Source organism: Proteiniborus sp. DW1 (genome assembly GCF_900095305.1).
In the GTDB taxonomy this organism is placed as follows: Bacteria; Bacillota; Clostridia; order Tissierellales; family Proteiniboraceae; genus Proteiniborus.
Genome location: NZ_FMDO01000003.1, coordinates 1 through 23905, shown reverse-complemented (window position 1 = coordinate 23905; position 23905 = coordinate 1). Strand labels below are relative to the sequence as shown.

The window sequence follows — 23905 nt, the reverse complement described above, 5'->3', positions numbered from 1 at the left end:
CTTTCATCCTATTACTACAACTTTTAATCATCTGCATTGCTTAAGCATATTGTGCCTCGTAAAGCTCCTTATAATACCCGCCCCTTTTCATAAGCTCGTCATGATTTCCTACCTCAAGTATTTTACTCTTACTTAGCATAATAATTTTATCTGCATTTCGTATTGTAGATAGTCTATGGGCTATGATTAGTGTAGTACGATTACTAGAAACATTTTCAATAGACTTCTGAATTAATAGCTCTGTTTTTGTATCAATGTTTGCAGTAGCCTCATCTAATACAAGAATTGAAGGATTATGGGCGATAGCTCGTGCAAAAGATAATAGCTGACGCTGTCCTGCAGAAAATGTACTTCCCCTTTCTCTTACAGGCTCATTAATTCCTGCTGGTAACTCTTGTATAAACTCCTCTGAATAGGATAATTGTAATGCCTCATTTATTTTCTCATCAGAAATATTAGAATTCAAACGAATATTGCTCTTAATATCTCCTGAAAAAAGAAATACATCCTGTAAAACCACAGCCACATTTCTTCTCAAGTCCCTAAGCTTATATTCCTTAATATTTACCCCATCTATTAGTATCTCACCTTTTTGTATTTCATAAAATCTAGATATTAAGTTAATAATAGTAGTTTTCCCAGCTCCAGTTGCCCCCACAAAAGCAACAGTTTCTCCAGGGGCTATTTTAAAGCTTACATCCTTTAGAACCCATTCATTCTCTCTATAAGCAAACCATACATTCTTAAACTCAACTTCTCCTCTAAATTTATCTACAGGCAAGCCTGAATCTAAGTCTTCTAGTATATCATTCTGGTCTAGTAGCTCAAATATACGATCTGCAGATACAACTGCTGATTGAACAGTATTATAGTTTTCTGCCATATCATTAATAGGTGCAAAGAACTGCTTTACATAGTTTGTGAATGCATATAAAACCCCTAGCTCTAGTGTCTGATTCATTACCCTTCCCATACCATACCATACTAATACTGCAATAGTCAAAGTTTGCAAAATTTCTATAATAGGTCTTAGAAGGCTGTTCATCTTTATTTGAAATAAGGTTGTTTCATGATACTTTGCATTTAGTTCTTTAAATTCTTTAAGTTTTTCTAGGTCTCTATTAAAAACCTGAACCAATTTCATTCCTGATATATTTTCTGCCACAAAACCATTTATGTAACCAATTAAACTCTTCATGACTTTGAAGTTCTCTTTAATCTTGCCTTTAAAATAAAAGGTCACTAATACAATCACTGGTAATGCGACAAGGCTAATCAAAGCTAAGCTAAAGTTCATGCTGAACATTGTAAATACTATTCCTATTAATAAAAAAATGTCTCTAAATAGATTAATCAAAACATCTGTATACATTTCGTTTAGTGCTTCCACATCATTAGTAGCTCTAGTTATGAGTCTTCCTGTAGAATACTTATCTAAGAAAGACAAGGGTAGGTGTTGTATGTGGTTGAATACTCTTTTCCTTAAACCACTAATAATCTGTTGTCCAACATGATTCATAAGATTTATTTGGGCAAATGTAAAAAATGAGCCTAAAATTACAATAGCCATATATAAAATACCCATAAATTTAATAGAATAAAGCCCAACTTCTGGTTTTTTAAGAATAAGAAAATCATCAATGACTATTTTTAAGATAATAGGCTTCATAAGCTCTGCTCCATTTACTAGTAGAACGCTTAATGCAGCAAGTATCACTGCTTTCCTATGCGGAATCATTAATTTTAGTAATCTCGTAATACTATGGTGCTTCATTGTCTACCTTCTTTCTCATTTCTTCTCTAAACTGCTCGTGAAATATGTCATAGTATATTCCTTTTTTACCTAGAAGTTCTTCATGATTACCTCTTTCTATAATCTCTCCATGATCCATTACTATAATTTCATCAGCATGCTTAATAGCAGAAATACGATGGGCAATAATTATGCCTGTTTTCCCATTTAAAATACTGTTGAAATGTTCTATAATTTTTTCCTCTGTTTTTGTATCAACAGCAGATAGTGCATCATCTAAAATGAGAATAGCTGGATTTTTAATAATTGCTCTAGCTATAGAAATCCTTTGTTTCTGTCCACCTGAAAGATTAGTTCCCCTCTCTCCAACCATGGTGTCAAAGCCCTGAGTAAAGTCCATTATATTATCATAGATACAACTTAGCTTAGCAGACTTTTCAATTTCTTCATCTGAATACATATCATTAAAAAAGTGTATATTCTCTCTAACTGTAGCTGAAAACAGGAAGTTATCCTGGGGAACATATCCTATGTGTTCTCTCAGGGTTTTTAAGGGATAGTCATTAATGTCTCTTCCATCAATGAGAATCTTTCCTCTTTCCACATTATATAATCTTAAAAGAAGATTAACTAATGTAGTCTTTCCACTGCCAGTTTTTCCAATGATGCCTAGTGTCTTTCCTTTACTAAGTTTTATGTTTATATTCTTTAGGGCAGCCTCTTCTGAACCTGGATAACTAAAGGTTAAATCCTTTAGTTCTATGTCGCCATTTATAGCAGTTAAAGAGCTATCACTTGACTCATCTGTTATATCAGAACGAACTTTAAAAATCTCTCCTAATCTCCTAAAAGAAGCCATTCCCTTTTGAATAATGTTAATAACTCTACCAATAGAGGTCACAGGCTTTATAATCATAGTAAGATATCCGTTAAATGCTACAAAGTCCCCTAATGTTATCACATTATTTTTCACCAAGCTACTGCCATAGATAAGACTAATCATAAAGCTCACTCCAAAGCATAACTCAATCATAGGAGAGAGCATTGAAGATACTCTTATCATTCTAATGTTTGATTCTCTCATCTTCTCATTTAATTCATCAAATTTAAGAACTTCTTCCTTTTCCTGTACATAGGATTTTATAACTCTAATCCCTGAAATGTTTTCCTGCACCCTATCCGATATAGCTGCAAAATTTTCTTGAACAATTCTGAATCTTTTTCTGACTAAGCCTCCTATTTTAATCATAAGGAAAATAATTATTGGAATAGGTAAAAGAGACAGTGTAGTAAGCTTAAAGCTAACTGTTTGAGCCATAGCTAAAATAGATACTGTACACACTCCAATGGCATTTACAATATGAGCCAGGCCTGGGCCAAATGACATCCTCACTGCAGATATATCGTTAATAGCGTAGGCTAGCAAGTCCCCAGTTTTTCTTTGGTGGTAGAATTGCACTGGGAGAGTCTGAAAGTGTTGAAATAGCCTCTCCCTTAAGTAACACTCAAGATTTCTAGAATTTCCTATAATAAAATACCTCCAAATGTATCTTGTAATAAATGCTACTATGGCAACTCCTATCATCATCCCTAGATAAATTAATATCTTTTCTTTATCTACATTTTCTATCCTTAATGCGTCTATAATCATCCCCAAAAGTCTAGGAGCCAGATTCTGCACAAATGTTGTAAGTACTAAAAATACAACTCCTACTATATAATGAATCCAGTGTTTTTTCAAAAAATCACTTATTACTCTAACCTTATCTTTCCTATTCATTCTGTCCTATTCTCACACCTTCCGTCAGACAATATTTAGACGCCCTAAATATTATAGCATAATTACTTGTATTTTACTACAACTTACAGTAGATAAAAAGCAGAATAGCTAATACTCATTCCAACTATTGATAAAGAACCACAAATAAAAAGGAATGAGCCTAATATACTAGGCTCACTCCAAGTGAAATTAAAATCTCTTGCTTCAATGTAGGTAGGTGTACTATTTCATAATCTCGAGAAATAAATTAAAAAATAAGGTGCTTTCTTTAACGAATTCCTTAATATTCTAAAATATTAACAATACTATAAGTTTCTTCTCTAATTGGTGCTGGATCAATTTCAGCAAATGCTATGTTGCTTATGCTTGTAAAGATAGTTAAAGCTAATATTAGGACTAATATTTTCTTTTTCATTCACTATACCCCCTTTTCATTATGAATTAAACTTTCCATAAAGTCTGCTGCAACTTCAATTCTATTTTGTTTTATGAAGTAGTGTAGAAGCTTAAGCACTAGTAAAGACTCTTCGTTTAACTTAATGTTGCTAATTTCATCCTCTATAGTTTTTAGTAGGCTTGATAGCTTATCAGTATAGTTCGCTTCAATGTATAGTTCCATTAAGTTGCCTAGATACTTTCTATATGAACCCTGTTTACTATTTTTATTTGCTAAAACTAAAGCAATATTTAAATATTCCTCACAGGCATCATATCTTTTTAAATATAGTAAAACATTTGAAATTTCAAAATAAATTTCAGTTAGGTAGAAAGAATCTTCATTGACATAAGGTAGCTTGTCCATGACCTTATCAAGATATTTTATTACGCTTTCCTTATCATTTCTCTTCATGTAAATCAAGATTATATTAATGTATGTAACACATATCTCATCAAGGTTATTTTTTTTATCTGAAATTTCTATTATTTTGCTATAAGACTGTAATGCATTATTATAATCACCAAGCCTATAAAAACAAACTCCTTCTAACATAAAAATACTTTTTAAGTTTTTATGATCACTTTTATCAAAAAAGAGTTTTGCTTTATTTAAAGTTCTAAGACATTTATCAAAATTCTTTAGTTTTTTAAGAGCTAAAGCAATGTTATAATAGAAAATACCTTTTGATTTAGTAGATAAATCATCTTGACTAATTAACATATATTTACACAAACTAATAGCCTCTTCACATTTACCTGTAACTATGCAATTACTTACTAATTTCAAAGCAATCTTATATCGTTTTTTCATATTTGGCAAATCATAAGAAGCTTCTAGTGCTTTAAAATAGTAGTAGTATTCCTTGCTTAAGTTATTAGACTCATAGAAGATATTGCCTAATAATTCATATATTTTTACTTTTTTATCAGTTAAATCCCACTCATTTAAAAAAGCTTCGATTTCATTAAGCTCGTCCAATTCAATGTCAAATTTTTTATTAGCTAAGTCATTTTTTAGTCTTTCAATATATGTATCTGCCTTTTTTCTTGCATCGTATCTTTCAGGGTTAAGTAAATCTTCTGGCTTAATGAAAATATTTAAGTTTCTTTCACTCATGATTTTATTAATATTTCTAGCCATTATATTAGCTGCAGTATCATATAATGTAGCCTTATCGTTTTCAATAAGACTAATTAGGTTTCTAGTAATATCGTCACCAGCAATCTGATGTTGTCTTAGATTCAAATCCTTTCTTATTCTTTTTAGATTTTGACCTACAGTAATTTCAAAATGCTCTTCCAAAACAATCAACCTTTCAAATTAAATATATTTACTTTTCTATAGATAATAATATCATATATAGAAATAATTGTAAAGGACTTTACAATAGTTTTTGATTTTTAATATTAGGTCAATTGACAAGTTAAATGCAACCTTATTGAGTCAAGGTGGTTGCATTTAATCTTACAAAATAACAGATTGCATTAGATATGACAAACAATAATCAATCAACTGGATATTACAGAATTATCAGAAGCACTGTTTCGGTAAAATGATTATCAAAATAATTTAATGATATTTTGCAAATAATGAATATGAGAAAACTTGTTAGTTATAAAATAAACAGTTACAGGAGGAACATAAGATGAGTACTATTCTTTATATTAAAGCAAATGCAAAGCCTGAAGGAGCTTCTAGAACCTTTAGAATCTCTGATAGTTTTATTGATGCCTATAGGCAAAACCACCCCAATGATCAAATAATAACCCTAGACTTATATAAAGAGAACATAGCTCCAATAACAAAAGATGATATAGGTGCTATCTATAGTCCTAAAACTGAAAGTAGTAGAAAACATCCAGTTTTAAAGTACGCTTATCAATTTGCAGAAGCTGATAAGTATGTTATTGCCACACCATTATGGAATTTAAGTGTCCCGGGAATTGTTAAGTTATACTTTGATTATGTCAGCGTAGTTGGAATAACATTTAGATATACTTCAGGCGGCGGTGTAGAGGGAATGCTAGAAGGTAAAAAAGCAATTCATATCACTACAAGAGGTGGAGATTATTCTGCACCACCTCTTTCAGAGTATGAATTGGGTGAAAGATATATAAAAACAATCCTAGGCCTCTTTGGAGTATATGATACTAGTACATTTGCAGTAGATAACATGGATCGCAGTGGAACAGATGTTGAAGCAGTGGTTGCTAATGCAATAAAAGATGTACAAGAGAAGGCTAAAAGTTTCTAGAAAATTATGATATATATTAATGAAGGGTGAAACATTTAAAGTTAAAGGTTTCACCCTTCATAATCCTCATTTATATTAAAATTAAATTCTTATACTACAGCAACCAATAATGTTACTTCTTCATTTCTTGATGCACTAATCAGTCCACCTAATATTGACATATTTCTGTAATTTAAAAATTTAAATATTCTTTATATAGACAAGTATATTTTCAAAACCTCATCTACCCTAAATTATTCAATTATTTTTACTGTTACTTTTGAAGCCGATTGAAAATCAAAATTTATAGGAGTATTATTAATAGTGGAGGTGACTTTAATGCAAATATTAGTTGTTGTTCTTAATAAGATTGAAAAGCTGGATAATTTATTAATGGAGCTCAATAGCAATGGTATTAGAGGTGGAACTATTATAGATAGCATGGGTATGGTTAGGGCCCTGGCAGACGAACATTCTGATATACCATTGTTTGGCTCGTTAAAAGCTTTATTAGGCGAGAATAGACCTCTTAACAAAACTATTTTTATGGTTTTATCAGATGAAAAGGTACCTATAGCAATGAATTGTGTAAGAAAAGTAGTGGGTAACATTAACGAAGAAGGCGTTGGCATTATGTTTACATTACCAGTAAATCATGTGGAAGGTTTAACAAAATAAAGGAGATGGAATTGTCAAAATGAGTATATTATTTTACTTAGCCATTATAATAGCTTCAGGACTATTCATGGCAAGAATACTAGATAAAGTTAAGTTGCCAAACGTAACAGGATATCTTGTAGCAGGCCTGTTAATCGGTCCTTCAATTTTAGGAATAATTCCTAAAGAAATAGTAGGCGATTTTTCAGTAGTTTCAGAGGTTGCCTTAGCCTTCATAGCATACAACATAGGTAGCGAATTAAACTTTGCACATTTAAAGCAAATGAGTAAAGGCATTATAGTAATTACCTTTGTACAGGCTCTAATGGCTATGTTATTTGTGGTCCTAACTATGATACTTTTTTTCAAACAGCCTTTTACATTTAGTATTATTTTAGGTGCTATAGGAGCTGCCACAGCTCCAGCTGCTACTTTAATGGTAGTTAGACAATATAAAGCTAAGGGGCCTTTAGTAGATACTCTTTTACCAGTAGTAGCTATGGATGATGCAGTTTGTATAATGGCTTTTGGTATATCTACTTCTATCGCATCAACCTTAATCAATAGCACAGGCACTATCTCTATTACTAACTTAATTCTACTTCCTATAGTAGAAATTCTAGGCGCGCTAGTTCTAGGACTATTTATGGGCATAATCCTTGTTTTAATAACTAAGAGAATTAAGGGTGAAGATGAGCTATTATGTATAGTTATTGCTGCTATCTTTGCAACTGCCGCAATTTCTATTAAGTTTAATCTATCATCTCTTTTATCATGTATGATGGTAGGCTCTACATTGACAAATATTATTCCAAATAATAAGAAGGTTTTTTCTTCTGTAGAAAGATTTACTCCTGCTATATATGTTGCTTTCTTTACAATAGCCGGCATTGAGCTAGACCTTTCTATATTAAAAAGCGTTGGATTAATAGGAATAGCCTATGTTATATCTAGAGTTATCGGAAAGGTATTTGGTTCTTATTTAGGAGCAAAAATATCAGGCGCTCCAGAAACAATTAGAAAATATTTAGGATATACCTTAATACCACAGGCAGGGGTAGCTATTGGTTTATCTATAATCGCTCAAAATATTTTACCTGCTTCTTATGGTACACGAATTAGAACCATAGTACTTGCAGCAACTTTTATCTATGAGCTTATAGGCCCATTAATTACTAAAAAAGCTTTGATTCTTGCAGGTGAAATTAAGACAGCTTAGTTTTATACCACTTTAGAACCACTGGTATCAATATATTAGGAGCTATTAGTTTAAACTGATAGCTCCTTTGCTATTAAATCAGTATTTAATATGTTCATATATTTTACTATTACTTAGTTTAAGAGCATAATCTCATCCTCTTCTTCTTTTAAAAAGATAAGCATATTTAAATAATTTGCAGCTAAATATATCTCTTTTCTAAATTAATCTCTATACTATAGCAGCCAATAGCATTATCTCTTCATTCTGATTATATATAGCTGGAAACTGAGATAGCGGCAATGGATTCACTCCAATACCAGCTTCTATTGTATAGCCTGGTCTTCTAAAATCTTGGATAAACCAATCCTTATATCCTGCATATGATACTTCTGCTGGTCCTTCTGCTATGCTATATCCACTGGCTCTTGAAAACATCTCTGCAATTGTTCGTGATACAGGTGGAGCCAAGTTTTGATATTGATAAAATATTACCTGCCCTTGTGTGTGATATGCAATAACTAGCCTAAAATTATGCTGCGAAGTGAAGTTTGCCATAGCTCTTGATTCTGGTTCAGATAATGGCGCAGGTCCCCCCCAGTCTCTAGGAGTAGGTCCTGTTATACCCATTGCAGCTTTCAGTTGTCTATCTAGCTCCCAATCTGCTGGATAATTGGAGTTCAAATCAACTCCTCTAATATTAGCCTTCCATACTCTAGGCAATGGCAAGCCTGTTGTGTTTATACGAGAAGCTTGCTGGTAGATTGGATTAGGATAATTAGGCCAATATGTCACCAAATCCACTCCGTCGGGGTTAACCATTGGAATAATATATATACTGCTACTTTCCCATATACTTGGGACATTATATCCTCTTATACTTGTTCTATTTGCATATGCCTTAGAAAAGTTTTCTATGAATTTCATTAATAAAGGTGTAGTAATCCATTCATTCGCATGATGAGATGCATTATAGGTAACTTCATTAGGACCTATCCCAAGCCTTATATAATATAAGTCCTTACCCATGACGCTACTTCCAATAGTGCCTACTTCAAGAAATGGATATCTTACCTTTAATCCAGTTATCTGTCTTTCCATGATTTCGTAAGTATAGTCTATATCAGTAAAAACTATATCAATTCCATAGGGAACTACTATTTGCTGACCTATGGCCAGTGCATTAGGATCAATGCCTGGATTAGCAGTTAGTATGGCATTAACTGTTGTATAATATCTAGTAGCTATGCTGTATAAGGTGTCTCCTGCCCTAATAGTATAGGTATCATAACCTGAAAGAAGCCTATTAAATTCTCTCCATGTTGCAAGCCCCACTATTCCATCAGGAGTTAGTCCATTATCCCTTTGGAATGCAATAACTGCCCGCTGAGTCTGTGCTCCAAATACCCCATCTACTGTCCCTGCATTGTAACCAATTCTATTTAAAAGACTCTGTATTAGTTTTACGTTTGGACCTCTTGAACCTAGTCTTAAAGTCTCCATTTTTATCCCACCTTTTTATCTTTTACTAACATTTTATTGCTTTATAATAAAAAAGTGGCTGTCCATAGGGAAATATAATGGAAATATACGCTTACGCTTAGCATCAGCCATACAAATTTATTTGCTCGCCATCCCTCGCATAAATTTGGTACTCGCCCAGTTTGACCTACCTGCGATTCTTTCGGAAAAGCATCCGAAAGAATCGGGTTAGACCATTCGCCGCAGTCTCGAAACACAAATCTGCTCACTCCCCTCGGTCGTGCAGATTTGGTTCTCGTTGCGTTTGACCTACCTGCGATTCTTTCGGAAAAGCATCCGAAAGAATCGGGTTAGGTCATAAAAAAACCTAGAGAGTTATCTCTAGGTTTCTTGTTAGCTTAGTAATTATAATATTGTAATGTTTTCAGCTTGTGGGCCTTTTGCTCCATTAACAACATCAAAAGTTACTTTTTGGCCTTCTTCTAAAGTTTTGAATCCTTCTTTGTTGATTTGTGAAAAATGAGCAAATACGTCATTTCCTTCTTCTGTAGTGATGAATCCAAATCCTTTTTCTGAATTAAACCATTTTACTGTACCATTCATGTTATATACCTCCGAAATTTTTATTCCTTTAATTCTCCGTAAAAAATGATAAATTAAATACTAATAAAAATTTCGAAAATCTATATATTAAAAACTTGTTAAGTTAGATAATTCGAAAAATATTCATACTAATCATTTTACTTTTGAATTAAGGTTCTCTATTAGTATATCCTATATAAAAAATATTACAAGTGTTTTTTTAATTATTTTTTAATAATTTTGCAATTTTTTTTATTTATAAGCAATTTTTTCTTCGTAATTTCCTGTTTTTCCCTTAAATATGTATTATCTATAAGGATGTATTATTAGATTAACTTTGTAAAAAACTAAGAATAATACCTACGAAAGGAGCATTAGAATGACTGAAAGCATAGTAATCGTTGGCAATGGCATAGCTGCAATTAGTGCTATAAAATCCATAAGAGAAATAGACAAAGCAAGTAAAATACATTTAATTGGAGAAGAAAGGTTCTATCCTTATAATCGTGTTCGTCTATCAAAGGGTTTGCTTAGCGGACTTGAGGAAAATAAAATTTTGCTTCAAAAAAAGGAATGGTATAAGGAAAATGATGTAATTTTGTACTTAGATAAGAAGGTAATCTCTGTTGATACAAATAAAAAAGTCATAGGATTATCAGATGGAAATATAATAGACTACACAAAGTTATTATTGGCAAATGGATCTCATAATGTTACACCGCTCATATCTGGAATCAAAAAGCATGGAGTATATACCTTAAAGACACTGCAGGACGCCTGGGATATCATAGATAGACTTAAGGATGCTCAGGTAGTTTTAATCATTGGAGGAGGAATACAGGGGCTAGAAACAGCTTGGATAATGGCTCAAGCTGGCAAAAAAGTTATCCTTTCACATAGGTCGCCAAGATTTATGAGAGCACAATTAGATGAAAAAGCTGCAAAGATATTAGAAAAGGCTGTTTTAGCAAGTAACATTCAAATTCTTTTCAGTACTCAGGTAAGTGAAATTAAAGGCAATGGCAATGTGGAAGGTTTTATGACTACAAACGGGAATTCATATGAATGTGACACTATAATATATTCAGTTGGAACGAAGCCCAATATTGATATTTTAGATAATACTCCTATCAAAACTAATAATGGAATTATTGTAAATAAGAAAATGGAAACAAATATTGACGGTATTTATGCTGCAGGAGATGTAGCCGAATATAATAATCAAACTTATGGATTATGGAATATTGCAATTGGACAGGGAAAAGTTGCTGGTTATAATATCATAGGCAAGGATAGTATATATGAGCATATTATCCCAGTGACAACACTAAATGCATTTAATCTCTCATTATTTTCTATGGGAATAGTAGACGAAAGTAAGGCAACAAACATTATTATTGATGATAGGTCACAAGAAGGTATTTACAATAAAGTCCTTATTAGCAACGATAAAATAATAGGAGCCATTGTTGTAGGAAATATAAAGGTATCTCCAGCTCTAAAGTCTGCAATTGAAAAAGAAACTAGCCTTAAGGGTATGGATTATAAAAACACCTCATTTGACGAGCTTATTCAAGTATTAAAAAGCAACAGATAACCTTTATATGAAAAGGTCCCTGTGACCTAATTTACGTCACAGGGACTACATAGTTAAAACTTACGTCCGCCACCACCATGGCTTCTGCCGCTACTTGATCTATGAACAGTACTTCTCCCAGCTTTACCTGCACTAGATTTGGATTCAGTATTAATATTCACAAAAGTTACTCTTGTATTTACATGGCGGTCCTGACTATTTATAAGATTAAATGAGTTTCTATCTAAATAGGTGCCTTGATTAGTAGAGACTCTTCCTTTGTTATTAATAGCCATAATTCCTACTGATATTCCTCCTACTCCAATAGAAATTAGGAAAAAAATTAATAATCTACTTGCTAAATCCTTTTTTTGGAAAACTTCTGCATTTCCTTTGCTTGAAATCCCAGTATCCTCATCATAGGTATATTGGTTAGAAGGAATACCCTTTTGAAAATAATACTCTACCTCAGTTAGAAAGGCTTCTGCTCCTAAGCTATAATTCCCCTCTGTAAGATAAATATAAACCTTATCTAAAATACTTTCTATTCTTGCATCTGTAAAATAATCGATTGCTTTACCACATGTAGAAATATATACTTCACGGTCATCCATGTTTATAAGTAGAATCAAGCCATCGTAGCTTTCTCCGTAGCCAAAACCATTTTCATCATAGAAGTCATCAGCATAGGCACGAGAAGATTTTCCTTTACTGTCCTGAATTGTAAGGATAACTGTATCTAGATTTAATCTTTCACTTAGTTCAAAGGCTTTAGCTTGTAATGCGTCTTCTTCAGTTTGAGTAAACAAATCTGCTTCATCATAAATCTTTTGGTCTATAGCATAGACATTTACACCAATCAGGATTATTAACACCATTGTAATTATAGTAATAGTTTTTAACTCTTTTCTCATAGGAGCATACCTCCTATAGAAAGAATACCAAATGTAATCCCAGAAATAATTCCAAACCATGCAGCCATTCTGCCCATACTTATAGGAAGACTTCCTGCAATTTTTCCTGTCTGACCATTCATTGCAAACATATATGTCTTACCCCTATAATTATAAGTAAATATCCAAGCAGGCAAAAGTACATAGGTTGCTTGAGATTTATATATATCTATATCGCTGTTTCTTACTGTTATACTACTATAGCCTTGTATGGTATTGCGAAGCAGTGTACTAGTATATTCATTGACCCTTTCTGATATTCTTCCAAACACATCCCCTTTATCTACATCATACTTCTCTGCCATGTATCCTGATAGATAAGACATAGAAAAGTCCACCATTTGACTATAATCATAGGGCTCTAAGGTTTCCATAAGTCTATCATCTGCCTTTTTTGATCCATCTGCTGGTATTCCATTGAAGCTGGCAGTAGCAGCCCTAGTAATATCATAATACTTAGTTTCTGTGTATTTCTTATTTCCGCTTACCCATGTACGAATCTTTCTTCCCTCTGCAATTATTCTTCCTCTTGTATCACAATCAAATAACCAGAATGGAATATATACACCTGATAGTAGCTCTAACTGGGAGTTAGATGTAAATTGCCTTGATAATAGGGGTTTCTTTTTACACCATTTTACGAACATATCCCTAGCAGCTTCCTTGTTAAACTTAAAAGGAATTACCTTGGCAGGCCTATATTCCCCTGATAGCTGACCAGGTATAATAGCAGGATTGTGACAATAGTAGCAAAAGGTTGCAGCGGTTGTATCATCAGTTACTATCTCTGCACCACAGCTATTACAGGTGTATACTCTCGCTTTTTCTGCAAATTCAGCATCTTCTTTAATTGTATCTTGGTCAAAAGAGTTGTCATTAGTATTCAAATTGTCTTCAAAGGATTTTACATCTTCATTATTGAAATTGCTTAAGCAAAACTCACATTTCCAATCTTGGGATTCGGCATTAAACTCCAGCGCTCCTCCACAGTTTGGACATTTATATGTTATGGCCGCCACCAATGTCACCTTCTTCTAAAATTAAATTATATCGTCCTCGTTAAAAGGATCTCCGCATTCAGGACAAAACTTCGGTAATTGGTCAAAGTCTTTAGGTTCAAAACCGCATTTGTTGCATTTAAATTTTTTTGGAGCTTCTGGTCTTTTTGAACCACATTCAGGACAGAAGTTTCCTGTGTTTACTGAGCCACATTTGCAGTTCCAAGTATTTTTCTCTTCACTTGGCTTAGGCTTGCCACATTCTGAACAAAAGCGACTTGTGTTGTGATGACCACATTCACATTTCCAGCCTTGTCCTAAAGGAGTACCAGTAGATGTTATTTCTTGTTTGCTTTGAGCTCTATTCTGCTCTTGTTGCTGCATCTGTTGTCTATTAGTTTGAGAAGCAGCCTCCATAAAACCTCCTGCTCCTTGCATGCCCATGCCAACTCCCATAAAACCTGTCATGGCACCATTTGCGTTGGAACCAGCAGCCTCTATTCCTCTTGCAATAGAACCTTGAACATAACCTTCTCTAATAGTAGCATCTGACAGCATGGCACCTTGATTTCTCATGTTTATTAGCTTCTGGGATTCTTCGTCATAGGAAATACTAGAAATACCTACAGACTGAATTTCCATACCACGCATTTGGCTCCAATCATTGTCAAGGACATTTGCCATGTATTTTGCTAGTTCCATGCTTCTTGAAGTCACAAGAGAGATTCTCATCCCATCAGCAGACATCTGATTAATAGCTGCCTGCAATGCTGTAAGAAATTCTGATAAATATTGTTCATTTATATCATTAATATTCACTTGAGACTTGTCTCTTGGAATTGCCTCCATATAGAACTTAAGTGGATCTATAATCTTAATAGAATATGTCCCATGTGCCCTTAGGAAGAGTTCAGCATTATAAAAGCTATCAAAGTAGTTAACAGGATTACGTGTACCAAACTTTATTCCCTTAATTTCCTGAAGGTTTATGTAGTACACCTTTTGCGCAGAAGGTGTCACTCCTCCAAACTTTACACGATTAAATGTCTCTACTAATGAATCTTCAAATTGACCATTAAACATTGAAGGCAGAGTTGAATTATTTACTTGGTAATATCCCTCTTCTGCTGTATAATCTACTATTCTACCACCATCAACTAGTATCATAAATTGATTAGGATAAACATGAATAATAGAACCATTTGAAACTGTGTTATCAGTGCCCTTTCTATTAGAATTACGTTTGTCCTTTGCTCTTACTTTGACGCCAGGTGTCATAACTGTAGTGTCACTCATTTCCTGAGGCTCAATAACCTCTAACCACTGATCTGCAAACCCTCCACCTATAGAATTAAAGGCTGCTTTAATAATTCCCATGGAATCCCTCCTCAAAGAATATTGTATTTTATACTTATTTCAAAGCAATTGTGTTTAGACTAATATATTTAGTTCAGCAAAAGCAAAATTCATAATTATTAGAGTCCTATTCTGTTCTTTAACCCTTCATATTAAATTAAATTTACCCTAAGCAATTTTAAATAGACTCAGCAATCTTAGATATTTTGATTTTATAACATTTTTGTACTTTTTCAAGTGTATTTTTATTAAATTTAGAAACCATTTTGACTAGTTTGACAGATTATCTACTTACTAACACAATTTCTCCCCTTTTTCTTTGCACGATACAAGGCTGAATCAGCAGATTTTAAAACAGCATCTGGGGTTTTATTCTTTTCATTTTTTTGTGCTACCCCTATGCTCACTGTAATACGAATAGGCTTTGAGGCTCTAGAACTGCTAGTAGACTTTCTAGGCTTCTTTTTTGGTCTGTTTTTGCTACGTACATAGAATCCACGTTTTGATATTTTTTCCCTAAGCTCTTCCAGATGTGGTAACACCTCACCTATGCTCCTACTTGGAAAGAGTATTGTAAATTCTTCTCCTCCATATCTATATGATTTTCCCCCTCCAGTAACATCCTTTATAATAGAAGCTACTAGCTTTAAGACTTCATCTCCTGTATCATGCCCATATGTATCATTGAATTTTTTAAAAAAGTCAATGTCTAGCATAGCAATTGAATAGTTAATTCCTAGTTTCATCATATCTTGCTTTAAAGCTCTACGAGATGGTAAACCTGTAAGCTCATCATAAAAAGCAACTGAATATGAGTACTGAATTACTGAAACTACTAGAATAACTCCTGAAGTGAAGAAAAATACTAAATAAAATATTTGGTTTTTATAATTGTGGAGAATAAGAAATAGTGAAAATAGTACTCCTACATAGTAGACATCATGCATTGTTTTGCGTAAAGCTTGCCTGATTATGAGCAAAATAAAGGCTATCAGAAAAACTAATAGAGCAATTTCAGTTATGGGAGTCATTTTCTCCAGCTCTATTGGTATTAAATCTTTTTTAAATAAAACAAGTAGTTCTCTTCCCTCAGCATTAATTATCCAGTTTGCGAATAATAATTGCAAAGCTATAAGACCTATTCGAATTCCACCCCATAAACTCAATACTCCTCTTTCACTTAATATCGAAAATACAAGGATATTTGTAGGAATCAATAGACATATGACTAGGTATAAATCTAAAGCACTTCCTGATTCTCCAGTGTTTTTACGGATATAATTAAGCAAAACAAATGACAATGCAAGGATGATAAACATAAAAAATTCACGACTGCGATTAAATTTAAATGAGATAATCAGCCCAATAAGGAAAGTAAAATAAGGGATAATCTCAATTATCTGCAATTGTTGAGCGGTCATCACTATAGCCTTTTTATAAAGAAAATATCCTAAAATAATTATTATAAATGGTATAGAAATGTTAAAAATTGCTTTGAATCTGTTCTTCAATGTTCATGACCCCTCCTAACTTTGATGTCTAAAAATGTTATCGACTATAACTTAACTATAGTTAAGTAGTATCTAAAGAAGTAGTCTTAGTCAATATTATCATAAATATATGGAAACTGTCGCTAAAGGACATAGACTTAGTAATTTGCATAAAAAATCTCTTCTGTGCATACAGAAAAGATTCTCTATAAAAATCCACTACTATCTTAGTTTTGCATACTTCCATTTTCCTGTTCTAAATCTTGCATATACGAAGATCCATCTGACAAACTGGTCTACAAATACTGCCATCCATGCTCCTGCTAACCCATATCCTAGAACTCTAACAAATATGTGTGCTAAACCAACTCTAATCATTAGAACACCAGTAAATGTACTCACCAAAGGCCAAAAGGTATCTCCCGCTCCTCTTAGTCCTCCTGCTAAAATAAGCTGAGAGGATTGAAAGGGTTGAACTAGGGCAATTATCTTCAATGCTAGCGAAGCATTTTCAATAACAATCGGATCATTAGAATATAAACCTACAAGCTGTGGTCCAAAAAAGAAAAATACTACTGCCATTAAAGTAGATATCATTGAACCAATCTTTCGTGTCTCTTTTGCATAGTCTTCAGCCTTCGAATGCTCATGAGCTCCCAAACTTCTTCCAACTAGCGATGAAGCTGCAATACCAAAGGCTTGACCTGGTTGAAATGATAGTCCCAATATATTTAAAGCTATCTGATGTGATGCATATACAACAGTACCTAAGCCTGCTACTATTTTCACAAAAATAAGCACTCCTGTTCTCATAGCCATTTGTTCCAGTGATGCGGGTAGTCCAATTTTTATCAAATTATATATGATATCCTTCTGAAACTTAAACCTGTTTTTAAGATTTAACCTAACAACACTTTTACCTTTTATTACATAACAAAATAAAAGCACACATGCAATTACATTTGAAATAGCAGTTGATATACCAGCACCAGTGACCCCAAGTTCAGGAAAACCTAAAAGTCCATATATAAGAATCGCATTTCCAAAAACATTAAAAAGATTAGAAAATAAGTTAATTCTCATAGGTATTTTAGTCTGTCCTATGCCTCTTAAGGCTGCAGATATAGACATATTTAAGGACTGGAATATAAATCCAACCATAATAACTTTAAAATACATTCTTCCTGCCTGCAGTGCATCCGCTTCTGCCCCCATAAAGCTTAAAATAGAATCTGTAAATATTATTCCAAGTGTTGATAAAGGAATTGCAAGCATGAACAGACTCAGCAACATTACATGCTTTAATGTAGTCTCTATTTTGTCCTTCTGACCAGAACCATAATACCTGGCAACCATAGCAGTTCCGCCAACATTTAAAGCTTGAACCAAGGATAGGCCTATGAATAAGGGTTGGTTTGTCATACCGACTGCAGCAACAGAAGCAGCTGACAATGAATTATCTCTCATTCTTCCAAGCATCATCATATCTATCATACCAAAAAGTGAGCCTAGAAGTAGCTCCACAAGAACAGGCCAGGCAATATTAATAACGCTAGATCTCGTGGGGTTTTTAAACCAATTAAGTACTTTTGTTTTCTTATCATTTTTTTCGTATTCAGTACTAGTCATTATATCTCTTCTTTCTATAATAATTTAGGGACACTAAATATTATATCATAACTTTTATTATTTTTAACAAAGAGTAAGTCCCTTTTATATTAATCAACTCGGTTAATTAATGAATAGACCAAATTATCTAATTATTTCTTTAGATATCTAAGTACTTTAAGTTTTATAGCCTCATACTCATATAACAATAAAAAGGTGCTGTTACACTAGAAAATAAAACTTGCTAGTGCAACAGCACCTTTCGCTATTACATTTTAGATAATTTAAATTCATTTTCTGTGTGTTTTCATAAAAGTAGAATACTCTAATAGGCGGTTTTCATTTTTGCAAAGGTATATCCACATTAGCAAATTGACTTTGATGAAGATTATAATAATGACCTTTCTTATCTAGAAGTTCTTCATGACTACCTTTTTCAACTATTTCACCATGATCTATTACCATAATAACATCTGCATCCTTAATAGTAGATAGCCTATGAGCAATGATGAATGTCGTTCTATTCTCCATAAGCTTTACCATGGCTTCTTGGATTTTCAATTCTGTTCTAGTATCTACTGAGGAAGTAGCTTCATCTAATATTAGTATAGATGGATTAGCTAAAATTGCTCTAGATATAGCTAATAGCTGTCTTTGCCCTTGGCTCAGATTAGTTCCTCCTTCAGTTAAAAATGTATCATAGCCTTGAGGTAGCTTATTTATAAAATCATCTGCTCTTGCTAAAATAGCTGCTTTAACTATGTCTTCATCTGTTGCCTCTAGATTTCCATACTTTATGTTTTCTTTTACAGTTCCGGAAAATAGATAGGTATCTTGGAGCACCATTCCAAATATTTTCCTCAAACTATTTTTCTGATAGTCCTTTATATTGATTGCATCTATTAATATTTCTCCTTTGTTTATCTCATAAAATCCAGTCAGTAAGTTTACTATAGTAGTTTTTCCTGCCCCAGTAGGTCCTACTAAAGCTATGTTAGTTCCAGGAGCTACTTTAAATGATATGTCTTTTAGTACTGGCTCATCTTTCTTGTATTCAAAAGTTACATCCTTAAACTCCACTTCTCCCCTAACGTTATCCTTAGCTATGGCATTATGGCTGTCTTTTCTTTCTTCCACTTCATCCAGTATTTCAAATACCCTCTCTGCTCCTGCTACACCTGACTGCAATGTATTAAATGTATTTGCAAGCTCATTTAATGGTCTTGTAAATTGCTTTGAATAAGATATAAAGCTGGCAATCACTCCTACTGAAATAATACCTTTTACTGCTAAGCTTCCTCCGAAAACAGCTATAACACCAAACCCAAAGTTGTTAATTACATTCATAAGAGGCATTATGAATCCAGACCAAATCTGAGCCTTTACTCCCACATCTCTTAGTATATCGTTTTGAGCTTTAAATTCAGCTATTACCTTTTCTTCATTATTGAATGCTTTTACTACATGTATTCCTGCTATTGATTCCTCAATGTGTCCATTTAACCTCCCTAAAGTCTTTTGCTGCTCTCTAAATAATAGTCTCGTCTTCTTTGCTATAAATCTAGTCAAAAAGAACACCATAGGAATGGTAATCATACTTGCCAAAGTCATAAGTGGGCTTAAATACAGCATCATTACCAATGAGCCTAAAATATTCACTGCTGACGACATGAACTGTACAGTTGATTGAGATATAGTAGTGCTTACATTATCTATATCATTAGATACTCTGCTCATTATCTCTCCATGAGTGTGTCTATCAAAAAATATAATTGGCAAGGACTGAAGCTTTTCAAATAGCTTCTCCCTTAAATTAAATACTACTCTTTGAGCAATTCCTGCTACAGTGTACTCTTGTAAAAAAACCAGAATGTTATCTGATATATACACTGTTAATAACACCAACACTATAAATCTTAGCCTGTCAAATTCAACTAGAGCCTTCCCAGGATATATGGATATGGCATCTATTGCTTTACCAATAAGGAATGGCACAGACAGCCCCAATAATCCTGATGTCAATATTAATAAAAAAGCTAAAATAAGTTGTCTTTTTTCACTCTTAAACAATTCCCATAACCTTTTTATAGTATGTCTAACATCCTTTGCTTTCTTTGCAGGCATGATAATGCCTCTTCCTCCTGCAATACCTGTTGGTCCTCTTTGCGTTTGTCTAGGCATCAAGGCTTACTACCCCCTTTCCTATCTGAGAATGGTAGATGTCCTGATATACTTCACAGGTCTTTAGAAGCTTTTCATGAGTTCCCATGCCTACTATTCTTCCTTTATCCATCACAATAATTTTATCTGCATCCATTACAGAGGTAATTCTTTGAGCTATTAATATAGTTGTAGTATCTTTTAAAAATTCCTTTAAGCCTTTTCTTATTTTCTTCTCAGTTATTAAGTCTACTGCAGATGTGCTATCATCTAAAATAAGTATTGCTGGCCTCTTTATAAGAGCTCTGGCTATGGACACTCTTTGCTTTTGACCCCCTGATAAATTTACCCCACCTTGTCCTAAGTAAGTATCATAACCTTCATTGAATGATATAATAAAGTCATGGGCTTGAGCTATTTTAGCAACTCTTTCTATTTCTTTATCTGTTGCATTTTCATCTCCCCATCTTATATTATCTTTGATGCTACCTGTAAACAGTAGAACCTTTTGGGGAACTATGGCTATTTTTTCTCTTAAATTACTAAGACTAACATCTTTCACATCTATACCATCAATCTTTACTTTCCCTTTAACTACATCATAAAATCTTGGTATTAGATTGACTAAAGTAGACTTACCTGAGCCTGTAGAGCCTATAACTGCTAAAGTTTCCCCAGGGTTAATAGAAAAACAAATATCCTCTAGTACATATCCGCTGTCAGAATGATATTTGAAGTATACATTTTCAAACTCTATGTGTCCCTTTGCTTTATCTATTTGAACAGGTTCATCCTTTATTAAAAGGGTATTCTCTGCTTCAAAAACTTCTCCTATTCTCTCTGCTGATGCCTTTGCTCTAATAAACATATTTAATACCCTAGTCATTATCATGAGAGCAAATAAAACCTGAGTCATATAGTTAATAAATGCCATGATTTTACCAACTTCCATGTCACCTATATTAACATTTAATCCTCCAATCCATAAAACTAATACTATGCCAATATTTACTGATAATGCCACTAATGGATGAAAGACAGCAACTATTTTCATACCTTTTAGAGTAACATCTTTTAAATCTCTATTTACTATTTTAAAGCGTTCTCTTTCATATTTAAATCTATTAAAAGCCTTCACTACTCTAATACCGGCCAAGTATTCTCTCATTACGCTATTGACTCTATCTAATGCCTTTTGAATACTTGTAAAAATAGGGTAGGATATTTTAAGATTTAAACCTATGATTGTACCTACTACTGGAACTACTCCTAAAAGTATCAGTGACATTTTAGGATTTAATATAAATGCCATTATTATAGCTCCTACTCCTAATATAGGAGCCTTTACAAATACTCTCATCATTCCATGGGAAAAGTTTTGGATTTGATTAATATCATTTGTAAGTCTGGTAATCAGTGATGCATCTTGAAACTGATCAATATTATCGAAGGAAAATCCCTGAATCTTAATATATAAATCTTCCCTTAAGTCTGCTCCAAAGCTTTGGGATACCTTAGAAGACACTACATTTCTAATGACGGCACAAGTAGCACCAAAGCCAGTCATTAAAAGCATAAGTCCTCCTAGCTTAAGCACATAATTCATATCTCCCTTAGTTACTCCATTGTCGATTATCTTAGACATGATAGTTGGTTGGATTAAATCTCCTATGGCTTCAAGGGTTAAAAAGATAAGCGCTGTTAAGAACTGTTTTTTATATCTACTTATGTATTTACTTAAATAGCTAAAGTTCATACTTAGGCTCTCCTTACTATAATATATAATATTATTATATTATTTAGACACCCGAAATACAAGTGGCATCATAAACTATTATATTCATAGAAGCAAGTAATTTGTATTGCAAAACTGTTTAGAATTTTATTAGCTATTGCCTAAAAGGCCTAACTTTTATTATAATTTGAAGTATATTATATTTAGGAACTGTCATATAAAACTTACAGTTAAGGGAGTGAACTCTAATGATTAATAATTTTTTTCGTAAGGCACCATGTGAAGAGGCAGAATGTATAATAAAGTATGTAGAAGATGCATTAAAAGGCAAAAGAGTCGCTGGACTTAATGTGAAATATCCTATTCACAATAAGTTACTTTCTCATTTTGAAAAACTACTTGATAATGAAGCAATAATGTCTTCATCTGCAAAGGAAATACTCGATATTGCTAGCTCTCTAAGTAGCTTTGATGTAGGCATGACCCATATGTCACATCAATTAAAGGATTTTGCAGCGGAAATGTCAATTGTAAGTGAGTCAAACCTTGCTGTTGTTGAACAGACATCTGCAAGTATGAGTCAGGTAAGTGAAACTATAGAAACAACTGCGGAAACCTTAAATAGCTTGACAAAAGAATCCGAATTATTAGTACATAAAAATGATGAGAGTATAGAACTGCTTAAAGAAGTGCAATTAATTAAGGATAATGTTATACAAGACACTGAGGACATGAGTAAAAAAATTCAGCAATTAGTTGAGCTTGCAGAGGAGGTTGGAAAAATAGTTGATAGTGTACAAGCTATTGCTGAACAAACAAATCTTCTGGCACTAAATGCAGCAATAGAAGCAGCAAGAGCAGGGGAGCATGGTCGTGGATTTGCTGTCGTAGCTCAAGAGGTACGAAAATTAGCTGATGACACAAAGCAAAATCTAGAAGGAATGAGAAATTTTGTAGGCAGTATTCATTCAGCTGCCAATGACGGAAAAGAAAGTTTGAATAATACCATATCATCAACTAGTCATATGAGTGAAATGATTGAAATGGTGTCTGAAACAGTTTCTAAAAATGTTGGAATGCTTAATAGTGTAATTTCAAATGTAGGTGTAATTCGCAATTCTATGGAAGGTATTAAAATATCAGCTAATGAAATCACCCAAGCTATGGAAGCATCAAGTAGTGATGCAGAAAAGCTTAGTTATATGACTCAAAACATACATAAAAATGCAGTAGATAGCATAAATTATGCAGGCCAGATATCTGAAATTGACAATCAGCTTTCTTTAATAGTTCAAAATATGATCGAAAGCCTTGATGGCACTATCCATGCCATTACAAATGACGAATTAATGGATGCCATAAAAAAAGCAATGGGAGCTCATGTAAAGTGGATGGATGCTCTTAAGAAAATAGTAGATGAAATGCGTATATATCCTATTCAAACAGACTCCAATAGATGTGCCTTTGGACATTTTTATAATGCTATTCAAATAAATCATCCTTCATTAGTGGAAGAATGGCAACAAATACACAGCGTACATCATAACTTCCATAGTATTGGAGATAAGGTTATTGATGCAGTTAAGCAAAATGATAAAGCTAGAGCACAAAAGTTTTATAGTGAAGCTGAAGACCTTTCAAGACAAATGCTTGGTTTATTAGAAAAAGTTAATAGTAAGATCATCGACTTATCAAGACAAGGCGAAAAAATATTTGTATAATAGCATAAGTTGTGCTTACTTTTGCTAAGAATGTCTTCTATATGAAGAATTAGAGTAAAGGAAATTTTCTTGAGCTACTATATAAGTGACTTGCACGAAATAAAAGTTCTCGCCAATCTGCCTAAAATTTATTAGGTCAAATTATTGATTATAAGGACTTCAAAGTAAAGCTTTCTTATTGGTT

18 protein-coding genes are annotated in these 23905 nt (G+C 33.2%); 5 read left to right on the top strand and 13 right to left on the bottom strand.

The window, feature by feature from the left end:
* Nucleotides 1-40: 40 nt before the first annotated feature.
* From DW1_RS00245 to DW1_RS00235, 4 genes are all read right to left on the bottom strand, one after another.
* On the bottom strand, nt 41-1774 hold the full coding sequence (locus DW1_RS00245; RefSeq protein WP_074348438.1) for an ABC transporter ATP-binding protein: 1734 nt from the start codon (nt 1772-1774) through the stop codon (nt 41-43).
* On the bottom strand, nt 1761-3533 hold the full coding sequence (locus DW1_RS00240; RefSeq protein ID WP_074348437.1) for an ABC transporter ATP-binding protein: 1773 nt from the start codon (nt 3531-3533) through the stop codon (nt 1761-1763). Before DW1_RS00240 ends, DW1_RS00245 begins: the two co-directional genes overlap by 14 nt.
* A gap of 280 nt (nt 3534-3813) precedes the next feature.
* The gene (locus tag DW1_RS15855) at nt 3814-3948 is read right to left on the bottom strand and encodes a hypothetical protein (RefSeq protein WP_278335710.1); all 135 of its coding nucleotides are present in this window, start codon (nt 3946-3948) and stop codon (nt 3814-3816) included.
* Nucleotides 3949-3951: 3 nt separating this feature from the next.
* Nucleotides 3952-5283 (bottom strand): tetratricopeptide repeat protein, encoded by a 1332-nt coding sequence (locus DW1_RS00235; RefSeq protein ID WP_159433526.1) that lies wholly within the window; start codon nt 5281-5283, stop codon nt 3952-3954.
* Nucleotides 5284-5617: 334 nt separating this feature from the next.
* Here DW1_RS00235 and DW1_RS00230 point away from each other — a divergent pair, with 334 nt between their 5' ends.
* From DW1_RS00230 to DW1_RS00220, 3 genes are all read left to right on the top strand, one after another.
* The gene (locus DW1_RS00230) at nt 5618-6226 is read left to right on the top strand and encodes an FMN-dependent NADH-azoreductase (protein ID WP_074348424.1); all 609 of its coding nucleotides are present in this window, start codon (nt 5618-5620) and stop codon (nt 6224-6226) included.
* Between the two features lie 318 nt (nt 6227-6544).
* A complete protein-coding gene (locus DW1_RS00225; protein ID WP_074348422.1) occupies nt 6545-6883 on the top strand; it encodes a hypothetical protein in 339 nt (112 codons plus the stop codon).
* Nucleotides 6884-6902: 19 nt separating this feature from the next.
* Nucleotides 6903-8081 (top strand): cation:proton antiporter, encoded by a 1179-nt coding sequence (locus tag DW1_RS00220; RefSeq protein ID WP_074348421.1) that lies wholly within the window; start codon nt 6903-6905, stop codon nt 8079-8081.
* 210 nt (nt 8082-8291) lie between these two features.
* Here DW1_RS00220 and DW1_RS00215 read toward each other — a convergent pair whose 3' ends face one another.
* On the bottom strand, nt 8292-9563 hold the full coding sequence (locus tag DW1_RS00215) for a M14 family metallopeptidase (RefSeq protein WP_074348419.1): 1272 nt from the start codon (nt 9561-9563) through the stop codon (nt 8292-8294).
* A 384-nt stretch (nt 9564-9947) separates the two neighbouring features.
* Nucleotides 9948-10145 carry a cold-shock protein gene (locus tag DW1_RS00205; protein WP_074348415.1) on the bottom strand — a complete coding sequence of 66 codons (198 nt, stop codon included), beginning with the start codon at nt 10143-10145 and terminating at the stop codon, nt 9948-9950.
* A gap of 358 nt (nt 10146-10503) precedes the next feature.
* On the opposite strand from DW1_RS00205, the gene DW1_RS00200 reads away from it, so the two are divergent.
* Nucleotides 10504-11721 carry an NAD(P)/FAD-dependent oxidoreductase gene (locus DW1_RS00200; RefSeq protein WP_074348413.1) on the top strand — a complete coding sequence of 406 codons (1218 nt, stop codon included), beginning with the start codon at nt 10504-10506 and terminating at the stop codon, nt 11719-11721.
* A gap of 53 nt (nt 11722-11774) precedes the next feature.
* Here the strand turns inward: DW1_RS00200 and DW1_RS00195 are convergent, their stop codons facing one another.
* The 7 genes from DW1_RS00195 to DW1_RS00165 all read right to left on the bottom strand — a co-directional run bounded on the left by DW1_RS00195 (nt 11775) and on the right by DW1_RS00165 (nt 22021).
* Nucleotides 11775-12614, bottom strand: a complete 840-nt coding sequence (locus DW1_RS00195) for a TPM domain-containing protein (protein WP_074348411.1) — start codon at nt 12612-12614, stop codon at nt 11775-11777.
* Nucleotides 12611-13672 carry a TFIIB-type zinc ribbon-containing protein gene (locus DW1_RS00190; protein ID WP_074348409.1) on the bottom strand — a complete coding sequence of 354 codons (1062 nt, stop codon included), beginning with the start codon at nt 13670-13672 and terminating at the stop codon, nt 12611-12613. The genes DW1_RS00195 and DW1_RS00190 overlap by 4 nt, the downstream gene beginning before the upstream one ends.
* Nucleotides 13673-13693: 21 nt before the next feature.
* Entirely contained in the window at nt 13694-15028 is a 1335-nt protein-coding gene (locus DW1_RS00185; RefSeq protein ID WP_074348407.1) for an SPFH domain-containing protein, read from the bottom strand.
* Between the two features lie 266 nt (nt 15029-15294).
* Entirely contained in the window at nt 15295-16518 is a 1224-nt protein-coding gene (locus DW1_RS00180; RefSeq protein WP_074348406.1) for a GGDEF domain-containing protein, read from the bottom strand.
* Between the two features lie 201 nt (nt 16519-16719).
* Complete coding sequence (locus tag DW1_RS00175; protein ID WP_074348404.1) at nt 16720-18126, bottom strand: MATE family efflux transporter; 1407 nt, start codon at nt 18124-18126, stop codon at nt 16720-16722.
* A gap of 318 nt (nt 18127-18444) precedes the next feature.
* Nucleotides 18445-20286: an ABC transporter ATP-binding protein gene (locus DW1_RS00170; protein WP_074348637.1), complete on the bottom strand. Its 1842-nt coding sequence runs from the start codon at nt 20284-20286 to the stop codon at nt 18445-18447.
* Nucleotides 20279-22021 (bottom strand): ABC transporter ATP-binding protein, encoded by a 1743-nt coding sequence (locus DW1_RS00165; protein WP_074348402.1) that lies wholly within the window; start codon nt 22019-22021, stop codon nt 20279-20281. Before DW1_RS00165 ends, DW1_RS00170 begins: the two co-directional genes overlap by 8 nt.
* A 227-nt stretch (nt 22022-22248) precedes the next feature.
* On the opposite strand from DW1_RS00165, the gene DW1_RS00160 reads away from it, so the two are divergent.
* Nucleotides 22249-23721, top strand: coding sequence for a methyl-accepting chemotaxis protein (locus DW1_RS00160; protein WP_074348400.1), 1473 nt, complete (start codon nt 22249-22251; stop codon nt 23719-23721).
* The last annotated feature ends 184 nt before the right edge of the window (nt 23722-23905 follow it).